Consider the following 17,205-nt stretch of genomic DNA (forward strand, 5'->3'; position numbering starts at 1 on the left):
TGGATTCACGCCTCTCAGGCTGTCCGGCTTCGGCGGTTGCGATACGGGCTCACGGCGTAGCAGTACCTACGACTTCTTGTCCGTACCGGAGCCCTTTACCACATGACGAGCAGCACCGAGACCACCGTGACCACTCCGCAGGTTGCGGTAAACGACATCGGTTCCGAGGAAGCCTTCCTCGCCGCGATCGACGAGACGATCAAGTACTTCAACGACGGCGACATCGTCGACGGCGTCATCGTGAAGGTCGACCGGGACGAGGTCCTGCTCGACATCGGTTACAAGACCGAGGGTGTCATCCCTTCCCGAGAGCTGTCGATCAAGCACGACGTCGACCCCAACGAGGTCGTCGCCGTCGGTGACGAGATCGAGGCCCTTGTCCTCCAGAAGGAGGACAAGGAAGGCCGCCTGATCCTCTCGAAGAAGCGCGCCCAGTACGAGCGTGCCTGGGGCACCATCGAGAAGATCAAGGAAGAGGACGGCATCGTCACCGGTACCGTCATCGAGGTGGTCAAGGGTGGCCTCATCCTCGACATCGGCCTCCGTGGCTTCCTGCCGGCTTCGCTCGTCGAGATGCGCCGGGTCCGCGACCTCCAGCCCTACGTGGGCAAGGAGCTCGAGGCCAAGATCATCGAGCTGGACAAGAACCGCAACAACGTGGTCCTGTCCCGCCGCGCCTGGCTCGAGCAGACCCAGAGCGAGGTCCGTCAGACCTTCCTCACCACCCTCCAGAAGGGCCAGGTGCGCTCCGGCGTCGTCTCCTCCATCGTCAACTTCGGTGCCTTCGTTGACCTGGGCGGCGTGGACGGTCTGGTGCACGTCTCCGAGCTGTCCTGGAAGCACATCGACCACCCCTCCGAGGTCGTCGAGGTCGGCCAGGAGGTCACGGTCGAGGTCCTGGACGTCGACATGGACCGCGAGCGCGTCTCCCTGTCACTCAAGGCGACCCAGGAAGACCCGTGGCAGCAGTTCGCCCGCACCCACCAGATCGGCCAGGTCGTCCCCGGCAAGGTCACCAAGCTGGTGCCGTTCGGTGCGTTCGTCCGCGTCGACGAGGGCATCGAGGGTCTGGTGCACATCTCCGAGCTGGCCGAGCGCCACGTGGAGATCCCGGAGCAGGTCGTGCAGGTCAACGACGAGATCTTCGTCAAGGTCATCGACATCGACCTCGAGCGCCGTCGCATCAGCCTCTCGCTGAAGCAGGCGAACGAGTCGTTCGGCGGCGACCCGATGGCGGTCGACTTCGACCCGACCCTGTACGGCATGGCCGCGTCCTACGACGACCAGGGCAACTACATCTACCCCGAGGGCTTCGACCCCGAGGCCAACGACTGGCTGGAGGGGTACGAGAAGCAGCGCGAGGAGTGGGAGCACCAGTACGCCGAGGCGCAGACCCGCTTCGAGCAGCACCAGGCACAGGTCGTCAAGTCCCGCGAGGCGGACGCCCAGGCCGAGGCCGAGGGCACCACCCCGGGTGCGGCGGCGCCGCAGAGCACCGGTGGCAGCACCGGTGGCGGCGGTGGCCAGGGCGGCGGCGGATCGTACTCCTCGGAGTCCTCCGACGACTCCGGTGCGCTGGCCTCGGACGAGGCGCTCGCGGCGCTTCGCGAGAAGCTCGCCGGCGGTCAGAGCTGACCCACTGAGGCTCCGCCTCGAAGGGTCGGCGTCGGCCGACGTCAGTCAAGCCCGCCCCCTCACGCCATGTGAGGGGGCGGGCTTCGTCGTGCCGTGGGTGCCGGCGGCGCCAGCCGACCGGGAGGCCAGGCCCCGGCCTCCCGGTGACGGTGTTGCAGGAGGCCACTCCACGAGCCGTTGCCAGGGCCTCGGTCATGCCGCGTCCGTCGAAGGTGTCGCCGAGGACGCGTCCGCTGCTCGTGCCCTCCTTGACGTCGACCGACTCCCCGCGCACGCCGGGGCCGATCACGTTGTTCTCGATCAGGACATGGTCGCTGCGGTCCGAGGTCCCGCCGGTACTCCCGACGTACACGCCCTCGCCCATGCCGCGCGGGTGGCCTCGCAAGTGCCCCGGGAGGTTCCGTCGGCGCGCCGGATGGTGTCGCCGGGGCCGCGTCGGCCCATGCCGCGCGGAGTTCGTTCGCGGTGGTCACCTCGGTCGCCGCAGGGGCGTCCGGTGCGGCGCCGAGGGCCGCGGGCGGAACCGGACAGCCGCGCGCCGGTGCCCAGCAGGGCGGTGAGGGAGAGGCGGAACGGAGTGCGGAGGCGCATGTGGGGGTCTCCTGGCCGCTCGTGGGTGCTGCCGCAACCCGGCAGGCGGGGAGGCGAGCGTGTGATCATATGCGGTAGAGGGTCGGCCAGGTGCGGCGTCAGGAAGGCGGGAATGCCTGTGCCCGCAAGTGCGTTGACGTGGGGGAACCCAAGAAGGAGGGGCAACACCGGTGCACAAACCGCACGAGTTGTACGAATGGGAGCCCAGCGGGCTCCGAGCGGTTGACGAGATCATCGACCGCGGAGTCGGTGGCGGCCTGGCGATGGTCTACCACTTCGAGGGCTTCATCGACGCCGGGGAGACTGGCGAGCTGATCATCGAGCGCCTGCTCGACGGCCAGTCGGCGGTCCCGGTGGCCCGTTTCGATGTGGACCGGTTGATCGACTACCGGGCCCGTCGGCCGCTGATGACCTTCCGCCGCAACCAGTGGGTCGGCTACGACGCTCCCGCGCTGGAGCTGCAACTGCTGAGGGACGCCACCGGTACGCCGTTCCTCCTGCTTTCCGGCCCCGAGCCGGACACCGAGTGGGAGCTGTTCACCTCCGCGATCCGGGAGATCGTCGAGCGGCTCGGGGTGCGCATCTCGGTCACCTTCCACGGCATCCCGATGGGCGTGCCGCACACCCGCCCGGTGGGCGTGACCCCGCACGGCAGCCGAGCCGAGCTCGTCCCCGGCCAGCCCGACCTCTTCGACGAGGCCCAGGTGCCCGGGAGCGCCGCCGCGCTCACCGAGCTGCGGCTGTCCGAGACCGGGCACGACACCCTGGGCATCGCCGCGCATGTGCCGCACTACCTCGCCCGGTCCGCCTACCCGGACGCGGCCCTGGTGATCGTCGAGGTGCTCACCTCCGCCACCGGGCTGGTGCTGCCGGGCGTGACTCACGAGCTGCGCAACCGGGCGCACCGTGCGCAGAACGAGATCGAGCGGCAACTCGCCGAGGGCGACGAGGAACTCGTGTCGGTCGTCCAGGGGCTGGAGCAGCAGTACGACGCCCTGGCCGGGTCCGCCAGCCGCGGGAACCTGGTCGCCGAACCGGCGGAACTCCCCTCGGCGGAGGAACTCGGCGAGGTGTTCGAGCGGTTTCTCGCCGACCGCGAGCGGGGCGACGGCGACTCCGAGAACTGAGCTCGCCCCCGCCCCCGCCCCCGCCCCCGCCCCCGCGGGAGCGGGGCCCGCCCGGTCGTATCCTGGGGGCATGCTGAAGGTCGGATTGACGGGCGGGATCGGGGCAGGCAAGAGCGAGGTGGCCCGGCTGCTGGCCGAGCGGGGGGCCGTGGTCGTCGACGCGGACCGGATCGCCCGGGAGGTCGTCGCACCGGGTACTGCGGGACACGCCGCGGTGGCCGAGGAGTTCGGCCCCGAGGTGGTCCTGCCGGAGGGCGGTATCGACCGGCCCCGGCTGGGACGGATCGTCTTCGGGGATTCGGAACGTCTCGCGGCGCTGAACGCACTCGTCCATCCGCTCGTCGCCGAGCGCTCCGCCGAGCTGGAGCGGGCCGCCGGCGAAGACGCGGTCGTCGTGCACGACGTGCCGTTGCTCACCGAGAACGGCCTTGCCCCGCACTATGACGTGGTGGTCGTCGTCGACGCCTCCTTCGAGACCCGGCTCGACCGGCTGGTCCGCGTGCGCGGCATGCGCGAGGCGGATGCCCGGGAACGGATCGCCGCCCAGGCCGACCGGGAGGAGCGGATGGCGATCGCCGACCTCATCATCGGCAACGACGGCCCGCTGGAGGCCCTCGGCCCGCAAGTGCGGGCGGTGTGGGAGGAACTGCGTACGCGGATCTGAGCAGTCCCCCGGGGTCCGCGCGTGGCCGTGGCGGTGCGCGGGAATGCTCCGCCCGATGCCGCCGTTGTCCCGGCAAGAGGAGGCACTCATGTCCGCAACGCCCGAGACGCACATCATCGGCTTCCGCGCCGCGGAGCACCTGTTGGCCGCCAGGGACCCGCGGGGCGCGGTGAAGCTCCTCGACCCCGTGGTCGAGGAGTACCCGGACAACACCGCGGTACGGCAACTCCGCGCACGCGCCTTCTTCCTCGCAGCCCAGTTGCGGGCCGCCGAGAAGGAGTTCGGTGTTGTTCTGGAGCGCGAACCGGACAACGCTTTCGCGCACTTCGCCCTCGGCCGAACGCTGGAGCGGGCAGGCCGCCCTGACGAGGCCACACGTCACTTCCGGCTGGCCGCCGCGCTGGATCCGCGCCCCGACTTCTGGCACGCCGCCGACTTCGCCGAACCCGAGGGGGACGGCGGCCCGGCAGCCTGACCCCGCCCGGCCCCGTCCGGCGCCGCCCTCCCGGTGCCGCCGGCGGCACCGGGAGGATTCTGTCCGGACGAGTTCCCGGGGCCTATTATCACGGTGGGCGTACTCCGCCCTCTGCACACGCGCTTCGCCGACTCGGGGGCCCCACCGTGAAACCACGCACACCTGCCGCCGCCGTCCTGCTGATCGGGCTGCTAGCCGTCGGCTGCTCCCCGGAGGATCTCCCCGAGCGGCCGGGTGCTGCCTCGGAAGCGCCGACGGACGCCGCCCCCGGCGGCTCGGACCGGGCGAGTTCCGCCCTGGCCGGACTGACCGTCAAGGGCCGGGCGCCCAAGACGGGTTACGACCGGGACGCCTTCGGCTCGCCCTGGGCGGACGTCGACGGCAACAGCTGCCCCACCCGCGACGACATCCTCCAGCGGGACCTCGACGAGGTGAAGACGGGGGAGGACGGCTGCGAGGTCGAGTCCGGCGTGCTCACGGACGACCCCTACACGGGCACCGAGATCACCTTCGAACGCGGGCGCAGCGAAGTCGACATCGACCATCTCGTCGCCCTGTCGGACGCCTGGCAGAAGGGCGCGCAAAACTGGGAGCCGGCCAAGCGGATAGCACTGGCCAACGACCCGCTGAACCTGCTGGCCGTCGAGGCCTCGGCCAACCGGCAGAAAGGGGACGGCGACACGGCCACCTGGCTGCCGGCGAACAAGGAGTACCGCTGCGCCTACGTCGCCTCGCAGGTCGCGGTGAAGAAGAAGTACGAACTCTGGGTCACCGAGGCGGAGAAGAAGGCGATGTCCGGAGTGCTGGAAACCTGCACCGACCAGGGCCTCCCCACCGGCAACGCCCCGACCGAGGCGCCGTCGCGCTTCAGCGCCGGCTGACGGGCCGCGGCGGTTTCCCCGCGGGGTGCCGCTGCCGCCCGCTCAGCCGTCCGGCAGCGCATCCCGGCCCCGGCCCAGGCCCGCCCGATCCGCCGCGACCCGGCCGCGGTCCAGCCCCTCCGCGTGGCGGGCCTGCCGGGCCCGCGAGGTGGTGAGCCGGGGGAAGACCTGCGCCATCGCGTCGTCCACCGCCCGGTGGCGGGCGGCGAGCACCGGCAGCAGCGCGCTCCCGTGGGAGCCGTCCGCCACGCCCCCCGCTGCCGCCGCCGCTTCCGACTCGGCCGCCCTGAGCCGTTCACCGACCCGGGCGGCGTAGCCCACCAGGAACGAACGGCGAAAGGCGCGGGAGCGCGAACCCCGCGTCGCGGTCCGGCGGTCGGCCTCCTCCCGGAGCGCCGTCCCGGCCTGCACCAGCAGCGAGGTGTAGAGCAGTTCCACGGATGCCAGATCGGGCGGATAGCCGATGACGGTGGCGAATCCGAGGTCCTCGGACCACACCGAACGGCAACGGTTCGCCGAGGCCACCGCGTCCAGCAGCAGGGCCCTGGCCTGCTCGTAGGGCCCCTCGACCGTCAGCCGCCGCCCGGCCGGCGCTTCACCGCCCCCGAGCCGGCAGTCCAGCAGTGCTTCGGAGAGGTTGTGCTCGGTCATCAGCCACTGCGCCTTTGCGGAGAGCGCCTCGGCCTCCGGGCCGTACCCGGTCGACTCGGCCTTCGCCAGCAGGGCTCGCACCCGGCCCAGCAGACGCGTGTCGCCCCGGCGTCGGGCGCGGGCGTCCCCCGGGAGGGGAAGCCCGGCCCCGCCGCCCGGCGGCGGTGTCCCGGGAGCAGCGGCCGCTCCCGGGGGCGGGGCCAGGAGCTCCAGTGGGGGGAGCCGGCAGACCAGGCGGAGCAGCTCCAGGACCGCTCCTGCCGCGCCGAACCGGTCCAGCCTCTCCGCCGTGGTCCAGCCGGAGAGGAACGCGTCGTCGCCCGGCCACGGCTGCGGTGCGTCCAGTTCCCGCAGCTGTGCGGTCCAGTGCGGGGGGAGGTGGGCGGCCGGGTAGCGCAGGGACTCCGCCGCGACGAGCAGCGCAGTCAGGCGCAGGTGCGCGGGCCCGAGCTCCTTGCGGACGGCCCGCAGGAGATCGTCCGGCTGCCACCCGCGGTGCCACAGCGAGACGAGGAGGGGGGTGCTGACGGCGAGCAGCGCCCGGCTCAGCGACGCCCATTGCCGCTCGTCCGCGGACAACCGGGACGCGGCGGCGTCCAGCTCCGCCGTGCTCGGTGCCGTACCCGGGTGCCGCAGCAGTGCGACGGCGGCCGCCAACTCGTCCTGGGCCGAGCGACGGCCACGGCCCTGCTCCTGCCGGGTCATGGCCGGTGGGCCGTGAGCAGCTCGTTCAGCCGCTCCCCGAGTACGGAGACGGCCGGCACCGGCTCGACCTCGCCGTGCCCCGGGGCATACGGCTTGCGCTGCCGGAGGAGCTCCGCGCCGTCTCGCTCCCAGCGGAAGCCGGGTCTGCGAAGCAGTGCCCGGAACACCGGGTCCACGCCCTGGGGATGGCGCTCGGCCAGCAGCCGGAACGGGAGGGCGGATACCGAGTCGTCCTGGAGGTAGGAGCGCAGGAGCGCCAGATCCTGCGGGGTCGCGGCCCGCGCCGGGTCCGCGAACATCGCGTCCAGCCGGTCGAATCCGGCGTACAGGCGCAGCCCTTCGAGCCGGTCGTGGACGAGTGCCACGGACTCCGTCCCGGCGCTCGCGGGCAGATCCGTGTCCCCTCCGGACGGCAGTTCCCGCGGCTCCCCATCCGGGGCCGTGCGGGCGAGGCGGAGGTGGAAGGCGCGCAGTTTCTCGCGGGCCTCGTCCGGCGGGAGGATCACCAGCGGGCCGCCGAAGAACTCGACGAAGGTCTCGTGGTGCGCCTCCTGGACCTCCCAGGCGCGGCGCACCAGCGTGGGGTTGCGGCGTAGGAGGTCCGGGGCGGCCACCACTGTCTCCGCGGCCACCCGGGCGACCTCATGGGCGGCGGCTGCGGGGTGGACGCCGAAGCCGCCGCTGACCAGCCACTCCGGGTGCGTGGGATGCACCGGGACCAGCCGGCCGATCAGGAACGCACCGGGCTCGAGATCGCCGAAGACGGTGCTGCCGACGTTGGAGCGGGCCCGGTAGGGCAGGTCATCGACGAGGTTGTGCAGCTCCACGGCCTCGCCGTCGAGTCGCAACACCTCGAAACAGCCCTCTACCACGTCCTGCCAGCCCACCACCATGGCCCGCTCCGCGGGGTCCAGGGCCGGGCGACGTTCGGCGGCGAACCGTGCGGGCAGGGCACGCCCGTCGGGGAGCCGGTGCTCCAGGGCGAAACGGTCGAAGGCGAGGACGGCGGAGTCCTCGTCGAGCTCACCGCCCCTGGCCCCCGCGGCCGCTTCGAGGGCGGCACGCAGGGGACGGGCGAACCGCGGGCCCTGCGCGAACTCCACCAGTTCACGCTTGAGGGCGCCGCTGCGGCCGATCAGGCGCTCGGCGTCGGGCGGGGAGCTGCCCTGGCCGGCCGGTTCCGGGCCGGTCGGCTCCGGACGGGGGGAGTGCATCGTTGGGGATCCGTTCCTGGTGGCGCGAGCGGCCCGTGACCCTGCACGGAACCGGCGGTCGGAGGCGGGACGGCCCGCGGACCGGGGTCCGCGCTGGCCGGAAGGCCATACCGCCCGTGCCGCCGTCCGGGCGCGGGGGCGGGGACGGCGACCTCCCGAAGTGTGGCAGCTGGGTCCCCCGGCTGCCAGTTCCCGATGCGCCGGGGCGTTCCGGCGTTACCGCGGCCGAGGGGCGGCCGGCGGCAGGGGACGGGGACGGCCCGGGCTGTCACCGGGCCAGGAGCATCGGGGCGGGCAGATGGGCCAGATCGAGCGGCGGGCCCGGTGGGACCGGCCCCTGATCCGGGAAGCGCTCCGCCGACGCGGTGGCCGCCTCTGCCGGTACCGGCTCCAGCAGGGCGGTCTCCGCGGAACCGGCCGCGGAGTATCCGCCGTCGGCAGCGGGGCCCGTGCCGTAGGGCGTGCCGGGCACGTACGGCGGGGCGTCACTCTGCCGGAGGCCGGGCTGCTGCGGTATGGCTTCGGAGAAGGGCGGCCCGACGGGGTAGCCGGTCGGTATGGCGGGGGTGAGGTCCTGCGAACTGGCCGATGGCAGCGCGGCGGGGCGGTGGTCGCTGTCACCGGGGTACCGGCCGGGGGCGGGCAGAGGGTATCCGGGCAGGGCTGGTCCGCCGGACTGTCCGAACGCCTCGGAGTACGCGTGCGCGGGCGCGGCGTCGGGGTACCCCTGCGCCGGGTACGAGGCGGGTGCCGCGTACGAAGGTTGCGACGGGTACGCGGGTTGTTCGCCGTACGGGGGCTGGACCGCGTACGAGAGGGCGGGTCGGGTGGGGTACTGGGCGCCGCCGAGGTACGGATCGCCCAGGTGCGGTTCGGGGAACGGAGCGCTGAGGAACTGGGCTCCGGCGAACTGCGGGTCGGTGCCGTACGTTACTGCGGGGAGCTGCCCGGCGGGTGCCGGGAGCCGGGCGGGGGCTGCCGGTGCCCGGAAGCCGTGGGGCGAGGGCGGTGGGGCGTACCACTCGCTGCCGTACAGGACCCGGCTGAGCCCGTTGAGCAGCCGGCCGACATCCGCCTGGGGCCGGACCACCAGTCTCAGGAACCTGCTGCTGCTGCCGAGCTTGTTGCCGCACTCGCGGACCAGTACGCCGTGCTCGGCGTACAGCCGGTCGCGCAGCACGGTGCCGTCGGCCCCCTCGGGTAGGCGGACCAAGAGGAAGTTGCCCTGGGAGGGGTAGACCGTCAGTCCCGGAAGCGTCCGCAGCTGGCGGTACATCTCCTGGCGGTCCCAGCTCACCCGGTGCAGACTGTCCCCGTACTCCTGCCGGTACTCCGCGAGCATGAACACCACCGCCTCGGCGAAGGAGTTCAGGTTCCACTTGGGCAGGGCGTCTCGTATCCGGCCGGCGAGGCCGGGGTTGGCGACGAGATAGCCGAAGCGGACCCCGTGCAGGCCGAAGTTCTTCCCGAGGCTGCGCAGGACGACGACGTTCGGCCGGAGCACCGCCTCGTCGACCACGCTGGGCCAGGCCTCGGCGTCGACGAAGTCGAGGAAGGACTCGTCGACCACCACCAGATCGAGGTCGACCAGGGCGTCCAGCATGGTGAGCACGGCCTGTCGCGGCAGGTAGCCGCCGTCCGGGTTGTTCGGATTGCAGATCACCGCGGTCCGGGAGCCGCGAATCCGCACGAAGTTGATGAAGGCGGCCGGGTCGAGGGTGAAGCCGGCCTCTTCCGGGAGGACGAACATGTCCACCCGCTTGTCCGTCTCCATGGGTTGGTCCGTCCATCGGCCGAAGGTGGGGACGGGCACGGCCAGCGAGTCCCTGACGAGGAGGTGGTCGATCCAGGTGATGAGTTCGGTGGAGCCGTTTCCCATGGCCACCGTGCGGGGGTTGAGGCCGAGGGTGGCGCAGAGGCGTTCGGTGATGGTCTCGGTGCTGCTGGGGTAGTAGGTGAGGATCTCCCGCATCCGCGTCATGAGCTGGTCGAACATCTCGGGGGTGGGGAAGTACGGGTTGCAGGGTATGCAGAAGTCGACGAGACCCGTCCCGCTGTAGCCGCCCGCCTGCTGGGCCGCGCGGTTCAGCGCGAAGAGCGACGGGCTGTGCGCCCCGGAGGTGTGGAAGAGGTCGAGCGCGTTGCCGACGGCGACAGTCAAGACGGTGCCTCCTACAGGTGCGGACCCTGCGGGCCGCGGTTGGTCCTGACCTTCTGTACGTGGATCGGGCAGCCCGTGTTCAGCGGCTGCCGGACGGTCAACTCTGGTGGGCGATCTGGATCAGGTTGCCGCAGGTGTCGTCGAACACGGCGGTGGTGATCGGGCCCATCTCGGTGGGCTCCTGTGTGAACCGGACGCCGAGCCCGCGCAGCCGGGCGTATTCCGCGTGCACGTCCTCGACCGCGAAGGAGTTCCAGGGGATGCCGTCGGCGACGAGCGCGTCCTTGAACGGTCCGACAGCGGGATGGCCGTCGGGTTCGAGGACGAGTTGGGTGCCGTCCCGGTCGTCGGGTGCGACGACCGTCAGCCAGTCGACGTCGCCCAGCGGGACCTGTGTCTTCTTCACGAAGCCGAGCACCTCGGTGTAGAAGCGCAGGGCCTTGCGCTGATCGTCCACGAAAACGTTGGTCAGGGTGATGCGCATCGGTTCTCCGTGGGCCGGTCCGTGAGCCACCGCCCGAGCAGGTGCTCCAGCGGCGTGGTGTCGAGGTGATGGAACTTGTAGCGCCCCTCGCGGCGGGTCGTCAGCAGGGCGGCCGCTTCGAGCACGGCGAGGTGCTGGGACACGGCCTGCCGGGAGGAGTTCAGGCCGTGCCTGGTGGTGAGTCGCGCGCAGAGCTCGAACAGGGTCTGTCCGTCGTGCTCGGCGAGTTCGTCGAGGATCTTTCGGCGGGTCGGATCGGCAAGGGCCTTGAATATGTCCTCGGCCATGGCCCCACAATAGGCAAGCAAGCACTTGCCTGTCGAGGGGTGCCGGACGCCGCGGGGAGCACGGCGCGCGACAGGGGCGCGCGTGACGCTCGACGGGGCGTCATGTCGCCTTTGTGGCAGCGGTTTGGCGGATCGCCCGGCCGTCAATAGGATCCGCCGAATGATCATAGGAAGACGGCCCGCGGCAGTCCTGTGCGGACTTCTGACGGCTCTGGCACTCGGCGCGCTGCCCTCCGGCGCGGCCGCGGAACCATCGGCCCCCGACGAGCAGCAACCGCCCGATCCGCCCAAGGTCGAACTCGTCCTCGACGTGAGCGGATCGATGGGCGAGAAGGACGTGGACGGCGCATCCCGGATGGCGGCCGCCCAGCAGGCCTTCAACGAGGTCATCGACGCGGTGCCCCAGGGAGTGCACCTCGGTATCCGCACCCTGGGTGCCGACTACCCCGGGGAGGACAAGGAGCGGGGCTGTACAGACAGCGCACAGCTCTACCCGGTGGGGGAGGTGGACCGCACCGAGGCCAAGACCGCAGTGGCCACCCTGCGGCCCACCGGTTGGACGCCCATCGGCTACGCGCTCCGCGGCGCGGTGAAGGACCTCGGCGACAGCGGGGGAACGCGCCGGATCGTGCTGATCACCGACGGCGAGGACTCCTGTGGGCAGCCCGATCCCTGCGAGGTCGCCCGGGAGCTCGCCGCCGACGGCACCCGTCTCACGGTGGACACCCTCGGCCTCGCCGCGGACCCCGCCGTGCGCGAGCAGCTCAACTGCATCGCTGAGGCGACCGGCGGCACCTATTCGGCCGTCCAGGACACCGAGCAGCTCTCGGGCCGGCTCCAGCAACTCGTCCGGCGCTCCGCCGACACCCCGCTGGAGGACCCGGAGCCCGCTCGGGGCGCCGAACGCTGTGCCGAGGCGCCGCGTCTGTCCGCCGGGGTGTACAGCGACCGGGCGGAGTTCGGCGCCCACCGCTGGTACCGGGTGGACCTGGAGTCCGGTCAGGAGCTGCGTGCTTCGGTCAGCGTGGCCGCCGACCGGGCGGTCGACCGCGACTACGGGGTGCTGCTGCGCGCGGTGACGGAGGAGGGCCGCGAACTGGTCCGCGGGGACGGCGCCGGGTACGGACGCACGGACGTGGTCTCCACCGGGCTGCGGTACCCGTGGACCGGTGAGGAGGACCGGACGGTGTGCCTGGAGGCGAGCCACTCGTTCTCCGCTCCCGCTTCTGTCCAGCGCGAACCCGGCATGCCGGTGGAGCTCACCCTCGACGTGGTCGAGGCGCCCGGCGGCCCGGGGGACGCGGCCTGGCTGGGACTCGCCCGCGGCTGGGTGCCGCTGGTGCTGCTGACCGCGGTGGGACTGCTGGCCGGAGTGCTCTGCGGCTGGCTCGGCCGACTTCGCAACCCCGTCCGGAGGACCCACTGATGCGTGGCGTGAGACTGACGGCGGCCGCTGCGGCGGCTGTCGCGACACTGATGGGCGCGGCACTGCCGGCCGCCGCCGACGACACCGCGGAGAGCGCCTCCGCGGACTCCGCGGAGGTCGAGCGGATCGAGGCGGGCACCGGGTTCCGCACAGCGGCGGTACTGGAGCAGGACACCCGCGCGGAGGCCGTGGCCGCCAGCGGCGACTACCTGTACTGGGTCTTCCCGGCCGCCGTCGGACAGGTGCCGACCGTACGGGCCACCGTCGAACTGCCGGAGCCCTCCAGCCGCGAGGGGCGCATGACCTGGCAGCTGGACCTCTACGACGGACTGCGCAGACTGCAGCCCTGCGCCGGCGGCACACCGCGCCGGACCGAGGACGCGCAGACCGGAACGCTCGAACTGAGCTGCACGCTGCGCGCCGTCCGGCCCTGGGCCGAGCAGTGGTCGAGCGCCCCGCTGCCGGGCGCCTACTACGTGCGGCTGACGGCGGTGGGCATGGCGGAGGAGGATCGCGGCCTGCCGGTCACGGCAGAGGTGGTCCCGTCCGCGACGGCCGCCGACGGGGCCGTGCGCACCGGCGGTTCGCTGCCTTCGCCGTTGCTGCCCGCCGTCCGGGCCGGGTCGCCGCCCGGTGCCGAGCAGCCCTCGGACGCCGGCACCGAGTCCGGAGACCCCGAGGACGGTGCGGACGAGGACACCGCCCCCGGGGAGCAGGACGGCACCGTTGCACTCACCGAGCCCGAGGCCGGCTGGTCGGGCTCCTGGTGGTCCGGCCGCTGGTTGTGGAGTGCCGCCGGCGGCGTGCTCGCCGCGGTCGCCGCCCTCGGCGGCTACCTGCTGGTGCGCCGCCCCCGCGGCTGACCCGCCGTGGACGCGGCCGTCCCCGTCCCGGCGCAACGTGCGGTGCCGGGACGGGGACGGCCGCGTTCCCGGCACCGCCGGGCGGTCCCGGACGGTACGGTGAGCGGCGTGAACCCGCTCAACGATCAGCACGAGCCCGCAGTCGCCTCGCCCGGCCGGCATGGCCCCGGAGCCACCCGGGAGGCCCACCCGGAGCGGGTGGGTCCGGTGCGGACGGCGTACGCCCCGGAGCCGGACGGCGACCCCGACCCGGGCGAGATCGTCTGGACCTGGGTGCCCTACGAGGAGAACGACGGGCGCGGAAAGGACCGGCCGGTCCTGGTCGTGGCCAGGGAGGCGGGGGAGACCCTGCTCGCCGTGCAGCTGACCAGCCGGCGCCGGGACGAGACCCACGAGTGGGTGCCGATCGGCAGCGGTCCCTGGGACCGGCGGGGCCGGGACTCCTGGGTCGATCTCGACCGGGTGCTGCGCATCCACCCGGCGGGCATGCGGCGGGAGGCCTGTGCGCTGGACCGGGCCCGCTTCGGCCTGGTCGTGCACCGGCTCCAGCAGCGGTACGGCTGGCGCTGACCCGAGCCGCAGCAGGGCAGGCCGCGTCCCCTGGTGGCTCCGGCAGCGGTACGGGTGCCCCGCCCCGCCCGGGCGTGGGGTACCCGGGGGCGGGGAGGGCGGCGGTCAGCCGGTCCGGCGCAGGCGGGTCAGGAGCAGGGCCCCGGCGACCGGTACCAGCAGCGTCGCGGCCAGGGCGTTCAGCCGGCCGTACCCCGCCTGCGCCACGACCAGGCCGGACAGCGCGCCGCCGAGCCCCGCCGCCGCGTTCATCGACATGTCCGACAGGCCCTGCACCGCCGCCCGAGCCGCCTGGGGGACCGAGTCGGTGAGCAGCGCGGAGCCCGCCACCAGCCCGGCCGACCAGCCCAGCCCGAGCAGGAACAGGCCCGCCGCGCTCTGCCGGTGGTCAGCGCCGGCCGTCCCGGCCACCAGCGCGGCGGCGGCCAGCAGGGCGACGCCCGCGCCGATCACCGCGAGTCGCCCGAACCGGTCGGCCAGCCAGCCCATCAACGGGGAGAACGCGTACATCCCGGCGATGTGGCCGCTGATCACCAGCCCGATCAGTTCGATGTCCGCGCCGTGGTGGTGCAGGTCGACTGGTGTCATCACCATGACCGAGACCATCACCGTGTGCGTGCCGGTGATCGTCAGCAGCGCCAGTCCGGCCCGCCGGGACGCGGCCACCGCGGTCAGGCCCGCCCGCAGCGACCGCCCGCCGGGAGCGGGACCACCGGCATCCGCATCCGCCAGGGTCCGGGCGGTCAGCAGCGGGTCGGGGCGGAGCAGCGTCCAGACGAGCAGCGCGGCCAGGACGAATATCGCGGTGCCCCAGACGAAGGGCCCGGCGGCCTCGGGTACGCCCCACCCCGCGACACTGCGGCCCGCCGGCCCCGCGATGTTCGGCCCGGCGACGGCACCGATCGTGGTCGCCCAGACGACGAGTGCGATGGCCCGGCCGCGGACGGTCGGCTCCGCGAGGTCCGCCGCGGCGAAGCGGGCCTGGAGGTTGGCCGCCGAACCGGCTCCGAAGCCCGCCATGCCGACCAGCAGCAGCGGAAAGCTCTCCACCAGCGCTGCCGTCACCACCAGGACGCCGCCGACCGCGCCGATCAGATAGGCCAGGGTCAGCCCAGGCCGCCTGCCGCGGGCGGACATCAGCGCGGCCAGCGGCAGGGAGAGCGCGGCGGCGCCGACGACCGACGAGGTCGTCGCCAGCCCGGCCAGCGCCCGCGAGCCGCTGATCTCCTCGGCCAGGACGGCGGCGAGCGCGATGGCCGTCGCCACGCCCAGCCCGCCGAGTACCTGGCTCGCCATCAGTACCGCGGTGGTGCGGCGGCGCAGCGCGGCCGGCGCGGAGCCGGCCGCGGTGGCGGCCGGTTCCCCGGCGGGCGGGCCGACTGCGGGGCGGGGAGTTCCGGCCGTGTTCTTCACCCGGGCAGTGTGCCAGCGGGCTCGTGCACGGCAACACCGGGTTTCGCCACCGGCACAGTGCGGCCGGGGCACCCGGGCACGCGCACCCGCCCCGGCGGCGGGGCGGCGTCCGCTCCGTCAGGCCGCCCGGGCGCGGCCGAGCCGCCGCCGGCACTCCCGGCCCAGTTCGGGATAGGCCGCGGCCACCGCCTCGTGCATCCGCTCGCGGAGCAGCCCGACGCCGAGCGGACGGCAGTCCCCGGGCGGCAGCGCCTCCAGCAGGAGTCGGTGCGGAGCGAGCAGGTTCAGCAGGTAGTCCACCTGCCACTGGGCCAGTTCGGCGGGGGTGAGTGCCTCCGTGGTGGCCCGGCGGGGGCGATGGCCCCACTGGTGGCAGGCCCGCTGCGCGTCGAGGAGGTTGTGGTGCGCCACCGCGCGCCGTGCGAGTTCCGGGCCGCTCAGCGCGGGCAGCTCCAGCGGGGTGTTCCGGATGGCGGCGAGCGCGCGTTCGCGCCGCCGGGCGGCGGCCGCCCGCAGGGCCTGCGAGCGCCTGCGCCGCAGGGAGCGCTCACGCAGGAAGTCCGCCTGCCCCTCGGCCTGCTCGACCCGGGGGGTGAGGAACAGCAGGTCGGGCTTCCGCAGGTCCGGTGCGCCGAGGTACGCGCTGATCAGCGCGGGGGACCAGCCGCGGGCGAGCAGGGTGTCCTGGGAGAGGTAGGTGAGGGTCGTCGGCTCGGGGGAAGGCGCCATCGTCACACTCCTTGGCCGGGGAACGCAGCGGGGGACACCGGGATTCTTTCCGCTCCGGGCCCGGTACCAACCCGCCCGGACGGCCCTTCCGCGCCGCGCCTGCCGCGGGACCCCGCGCGGGGCGCAGCCACCCGCGGCCGGCGCGATGCTCAGCGGCGGGCCGCCGGGGCGGCCTCCCCGGAGGGGGCGCGCGGCAGCCCGACCGCGGGGGCGTCCGCCCGGCCGGGTGCGGAGGTGGCCGTGCGCGGGGTCCCGGTGGCGCCCCGCACCACGTCGGGCCGGTTGGAGATGACGCCGTCCACCCCCAGCGCGGCCGTCCGTACGGCGGTGGCCGCGTCGTCGACCGTCCAGGTGTACACCTCCATCGGCGTGCCGTGCGGCCCGCGGAGGGACTGCACCGCCGAGACGTACTCCGCGGTGAGCGCCGTCCAGCGGGGGTTGATCTGGTCGGCGAACGCGGTGTAGGAGGCGAGCTCGGAGGTGTCGGGGCTGCCGAGGAACCCGGTCTTCACCGCCGGTTCCCGCTGGTGGACGGTCCGCACCGAGTTGGCGTCGAAGCTCTGCACGACCAGGCGGCTGCGCAAACCCGACCGGTCCAGCCATCCCCGGTCGCCGAGCTCCCCGAGCACCTCCCGCTCGATGCCCGGGTACAGGGCGGGGTTCTTGAGCTCCAGCAGGAGCTTCTGGCCGTTGCCCGTGAGTCTGTCGAGGAAGCGGCCGAGAGTGGGAACCCGCTCACCGGCGAAGTCCGACCCGAACCAGCTACCCGCGTCCAGGCGGGCGACCTCTTTCGAGGTGAAGTCGGCCACCCGCCACGGAGACCGGTCGGGGAAGAGCTGGCGGGCGTTCGTGGTGCGTTCGAGTGATGCGTCGTGCAGCAGGACGAGCACGCCGTCGCGGGTGCGCTGGACGTCGGTCTCCACCCAGTCGATGTCCAGCGCGGCGGCGCGGTCCGCGGCGGCGAGGGTGTTCTCGGGGGCGTAGCCGGAGGCGCCGCGATGGGCGACGGTGACCGGGGCCTGGGAGGCGGCTCGGGGCGAGTGCGCCCCGGACGGCCCCGGGCCGGGAGCGCCCGTCCCGGAGTGGGCCGCGGCGGGCCCCGTGAGTGCCAGGGCCAGTGCTCCCAGGATCGATCCGGTGGCGATGACGGCGGTGCGCAGAGACACAGGGGCTCCTCATGGTTGCGGAAAGTGACCGGTGCCGGGCGTGGCGACGGGCTTGGGTGACGCGTGGGCATCACACCGGGCGGGATGGTGCGGTGTGAGGGGGCTCGGGGCGGTGTCGGCGGGGCGCCGGATGTCAGCCGGGGTGCTCGGGGGCGGGTGTCAC

16 protein-coding genes and 1 pseudogene are annotated in these 17,205 nt (G+C 73.4%); 8 read left to right on the plus strand and 9 right to left on the minus strand.

All coding sequences use genetic code 11. From position 1 onward, the window contains the following. The first annotated feature begins 102 nt into the window (after positions 1–102). Complete coding sequence (rpsA, locus tag H300_RS0101400) at positions 103–1,635, plus strand: 30S ribosomal protein S1 (protein WP_028425969.1); 1,533 nt, start codon at positions 103–105, stop codon at positions 1,633–1,635. A gap of 184 nt (positions 1,636–1,819) precedes the next feature. On the opposite strand, the pseudogene H300_RS32060 reads toward rpsA, so the two are convergent. Continuing rightward, positions 1,820–2,005: pseudogene (locus H300_RS32060) on the minus strand (right-handed parallel beta-helix repeat-containing protein); the annotation flags it as partial. 391 nt (positions 2,006–2,396) lie between these two features. Here H300_RS32060 and H300_RS0101405 point away from each other — a divergent pair. The 4 genes from H300_RS0101405 (at position 2,397) to H300_RS0101420 (ending at position 5,373) form a co-directional block, all read left to right on the plus strand. After that, complete coding sequence (locus H300_RS0101405) at positions 2,397–3,353, plus strand: PAC2 family protein (protein ID WP_486583440.1); 957 nt, start codon at positions 2,397–2,399, stop codon at positions 3,351–3,353. 70 nt (positions 3,354–3,423) lie between these two features. Continuing rightward, positions 3,424–4,017, plus strand: a complete 594-nt coding sequence (gene coaE, locus H300_RS0101410) for a dephospho-CoA kinase (RefSeq protein WP_028425971.1) — start codon at positions 3,424–3,426, stop codon at positions 4,015–4,017. Positions 4,018–4,105: 88 nt separating this feature from the next. Then, positions 4,106–4,492 (plus strand): tetratricopeptide repeat protein, encoded by a 387-nt coding sequence (locus H300_RS0101415; RefSeq protein WP_028425972.1) that lies wholly within the window; start codon positions 4,106–4,108, stop codon positions 4,490–4,492. Between the two features lie 146 nt (positions 4,493–4,638). Continuing rightward, on the plus strand, positions 4,639–5,373 hold the full coding sequence (locus H300_RS0101420) for an HNH endonuclease family protein (RefSeq protein WP_028425973.1): 735 nt from the start codon (positions 4,639–4,641) through the stop codon (positions 5,371–5,373). 42 nt (positions 5,374–5,415) lie between these two features. Here the strand turns inward: H300_RS0101420 and H300_RS24460 are convergent, their stop codons facing one another. The 5 genes from H300_RS24460 to H300_RS0101445 form a co-directional block, all read right to left on the minus strand. Further along, positions 5,416–6,729, minus strand: a complete 1,314-nt coding sequence (locus H300_RS24460) for a DUF2786 domain-containing protein (RefSeq protein WP_051269280.1) — start codon at positions 6,727–6,729, stop codon at positions 5,416–5,418. After that, complete coding sequence (locus H300_RS0101430) at positions 6,726–7,943, minus strand: hypothetical protein (protein WP_051269282.1); 1,218 nt, start codon at positions 7,941–7,943, stop codon at positions 6,726–6,728. Before H300_RS0101430 ends, H300_RS24460 begins: the two co-directional genes overlap by 4 nt. Positions 7,944–8,211: 268 nt before the next feature. Then, complete coding sequence (locus H300_RS29685) at positions 8,212–10,104, minus strand: aminotransferase class I/II-fold pyridoxal phosphate-dependent enzyme (protein ID WP_078515626.1); 1,893 nt, start codon at positions 10,102–10,104, stop codon at positions 8,212–8,214. A gap of 97 nt (positions 10,105–10,201) precedes the next feature. Next, a complete protein-coding gene (locus H300_RS0101440; RefSeq protein WP_028425975.1) occupies positions 10,202–10,588 on the minus strand; it encodes a VOC family protein in 387 nt (128 codons plus the stop codon). Further along, positions 10,573–10,875 carry a metalloregulator ArsR/SmtB family transcription factor gene (locus H300_RS0101445; RefSeq protein ID WP_028425976.1) on the minus strand — a complete coding sequence of 101 codons (303 nt, stop codon included), beginning with the start codon at positions 10,873–10,875 and terminating at the stop codon, positions 10,573–10,575. The genes H300_RS0101440 and H300_RS0101445 overlap by 16 nt, the downstream gene beginning before the upstream one ends. 160 nt (positions 10,876–11,035) lie before the next feature. Between H300_RS0101445 and H300_RS0101450 the strand changes: the two genes are divergently transcribed. The 3 genes from H300_RS0101450 (at position 11,036) to H300_RS0101460 (ending at position 13,734) form a co-directional block, all read left to right on the plus strand. Further along, positions 11,036–12,301, plus strand: a complete 1,266-nt coding sequence (locus H300_RS0101450) for a VWA domain-containing protein (protein ID WP_028425977.1) — start codon at positions 11,036–11,038, stop codon at positions 12,299–12,301. Further along, a complete protein-coding gene (locus H300_RS0101455; RefSeq protein ID WP_028425978.1) occupies positions 12,301–13,164 on the plus strand; it encodes a hypothetical protein in 864 nt (287 codons plus the stop codon). Before H300_RS0101450 ends, H300_RS0101455 begins: the two co-directional genes overlap by 1 nt. A 108-nt stretch (positions 13,165–13,272) precedes the next feature. Beyond that, positions 13,273–13,734, plus strand: a complete 462-nt coding sequence (locus H300_RS0101460) for a type II toxin-antitoxin system PemK/MazF family toxin (protein WP_037978891.1) — start codon at positions 13,273–13,275, stop codon at positions 13,732–13,734. Between the two features lie 105 nt (positions 13,735–13,839). On the opposite strand, the gene H300_RS24470 is transcribed toward H300_RS0101460, so the two are convergent. The 3 genes from H300_RS24470 to H300_RS24475 form a co-directional block, all read right to left on the minus strand. Beyond that, complete coding sequence (locus H300_RS24470) at positions 13,840–15,147, minus strand: MFS transporter (RefSeq protein ID WP_037978799.1); 1,308 nt, start codon at positions 15,145–15,147, stop codon at positions 13,840–13,842. A 117-nt stretch (positions 15,148–15,264) separates the two neighbouring features. Further along, positions 15,265–15,876 carry a hypothetical protein gene (locus H300_RS0101470; RefSeq protein ID WP_028425980.1) on the minus strand — a complete coding sequence of 204 codons (612 nt, stop codon included), beginning with the start codon at positions 15,874–15,876 and terminating at the stop codon, positions 15,265–15,267. 149 nt (positions 15,877–16,025) lie between these two features. Next, positions 16,026–17,042, minus strand: coding sequence for a glycerophosphodiester phosphodiesterase family protein (locus H300_RS24475; RefSeq protein ID WP_078515627.1), 1,017 nt, complete (start codon positions 17,040–17,042; stop codon positions 16,026–16,028). Positions 17,043–17,205 lie beyond the last annotated feature (163 nt).

It is taken from the genome of Streptomyces sp. TAA040 (assembly GCF_000424845.1).

Excerpts from the sequence above, each read along its gene's own strand:
- H300_RS0101440 (WP_028425975.1), bottom strand. The coding sequence starts at position 10,588 with ATGCGCATCACCCTGACCAACGTTTTCGTGGACGATCAGCGCAAGGCC.
- H300_RS0101430 (WP_051269282.1), bottom strand. The coding sequence starts at position 7,943 with ATGCACTCCCCCCGTCCGGAGCCGACCGGCCCGGAACCGGCCGGCCAG.
- H300_RS24460 (WP_051269280.1), bottom strand. The coding sequence starts at position 6,729 with ATGACCCGGCAGGAGCAGGGCCGTGGCCGTCGCTCGGCCCAGGACGAG.
- H300_RS0101445 (WP_028425976.1), bottom strand. The coding sequence starts at position 10,875 with ATGGCCGAGGACATATTCAAGGCCCTTGCCGATCCGACCCGCCGAAAG.
- H300_RS0101455 (WP_028425978.1), top strand. The coding sequence starts at position 12,301 with ATGCGTGGCGTGAGACTGACGGCGGCCGCTGCGGCGGCTGTCGCGACA.
- coaE (WP_028425971.1), top strand. The coding sequence starts at position 3,424 with ATGCTGAAGGTCGGATTGACGGGCGGGATCGGGGCAGGCAAGAGCGAG.
- rpsA (WP_028425969.1), top strand. The coding sequence starts at position 103 with ATGACGAGCAGCACCGAGACCACCGTGACCACTCCGCAGGTTGCGGTA.
- H300_RS0101415 (WP_028425972.1), top strand. The coding sequence starts at position 4,106 with ATGTCCGCAACGCCCGAGACGCACATCATCGGCTTCCGCGCCGCGGAG.
- H300_RS0101470 (WP_028425980.1), bottom strand. The coding sequence starts at position 15,876 with ATGGCGCCTTCCCCCGAGCCGACGACCCTCACCTACCTCTCCCAGGAC.
- H300_RS0101450 (WP_028425977.1), top strand. The coding sequence starts at position 11,036 with ATGATCATAGGAAGACGGCCCGCGGCAGTCCTGTGCGGACTTCTGACG.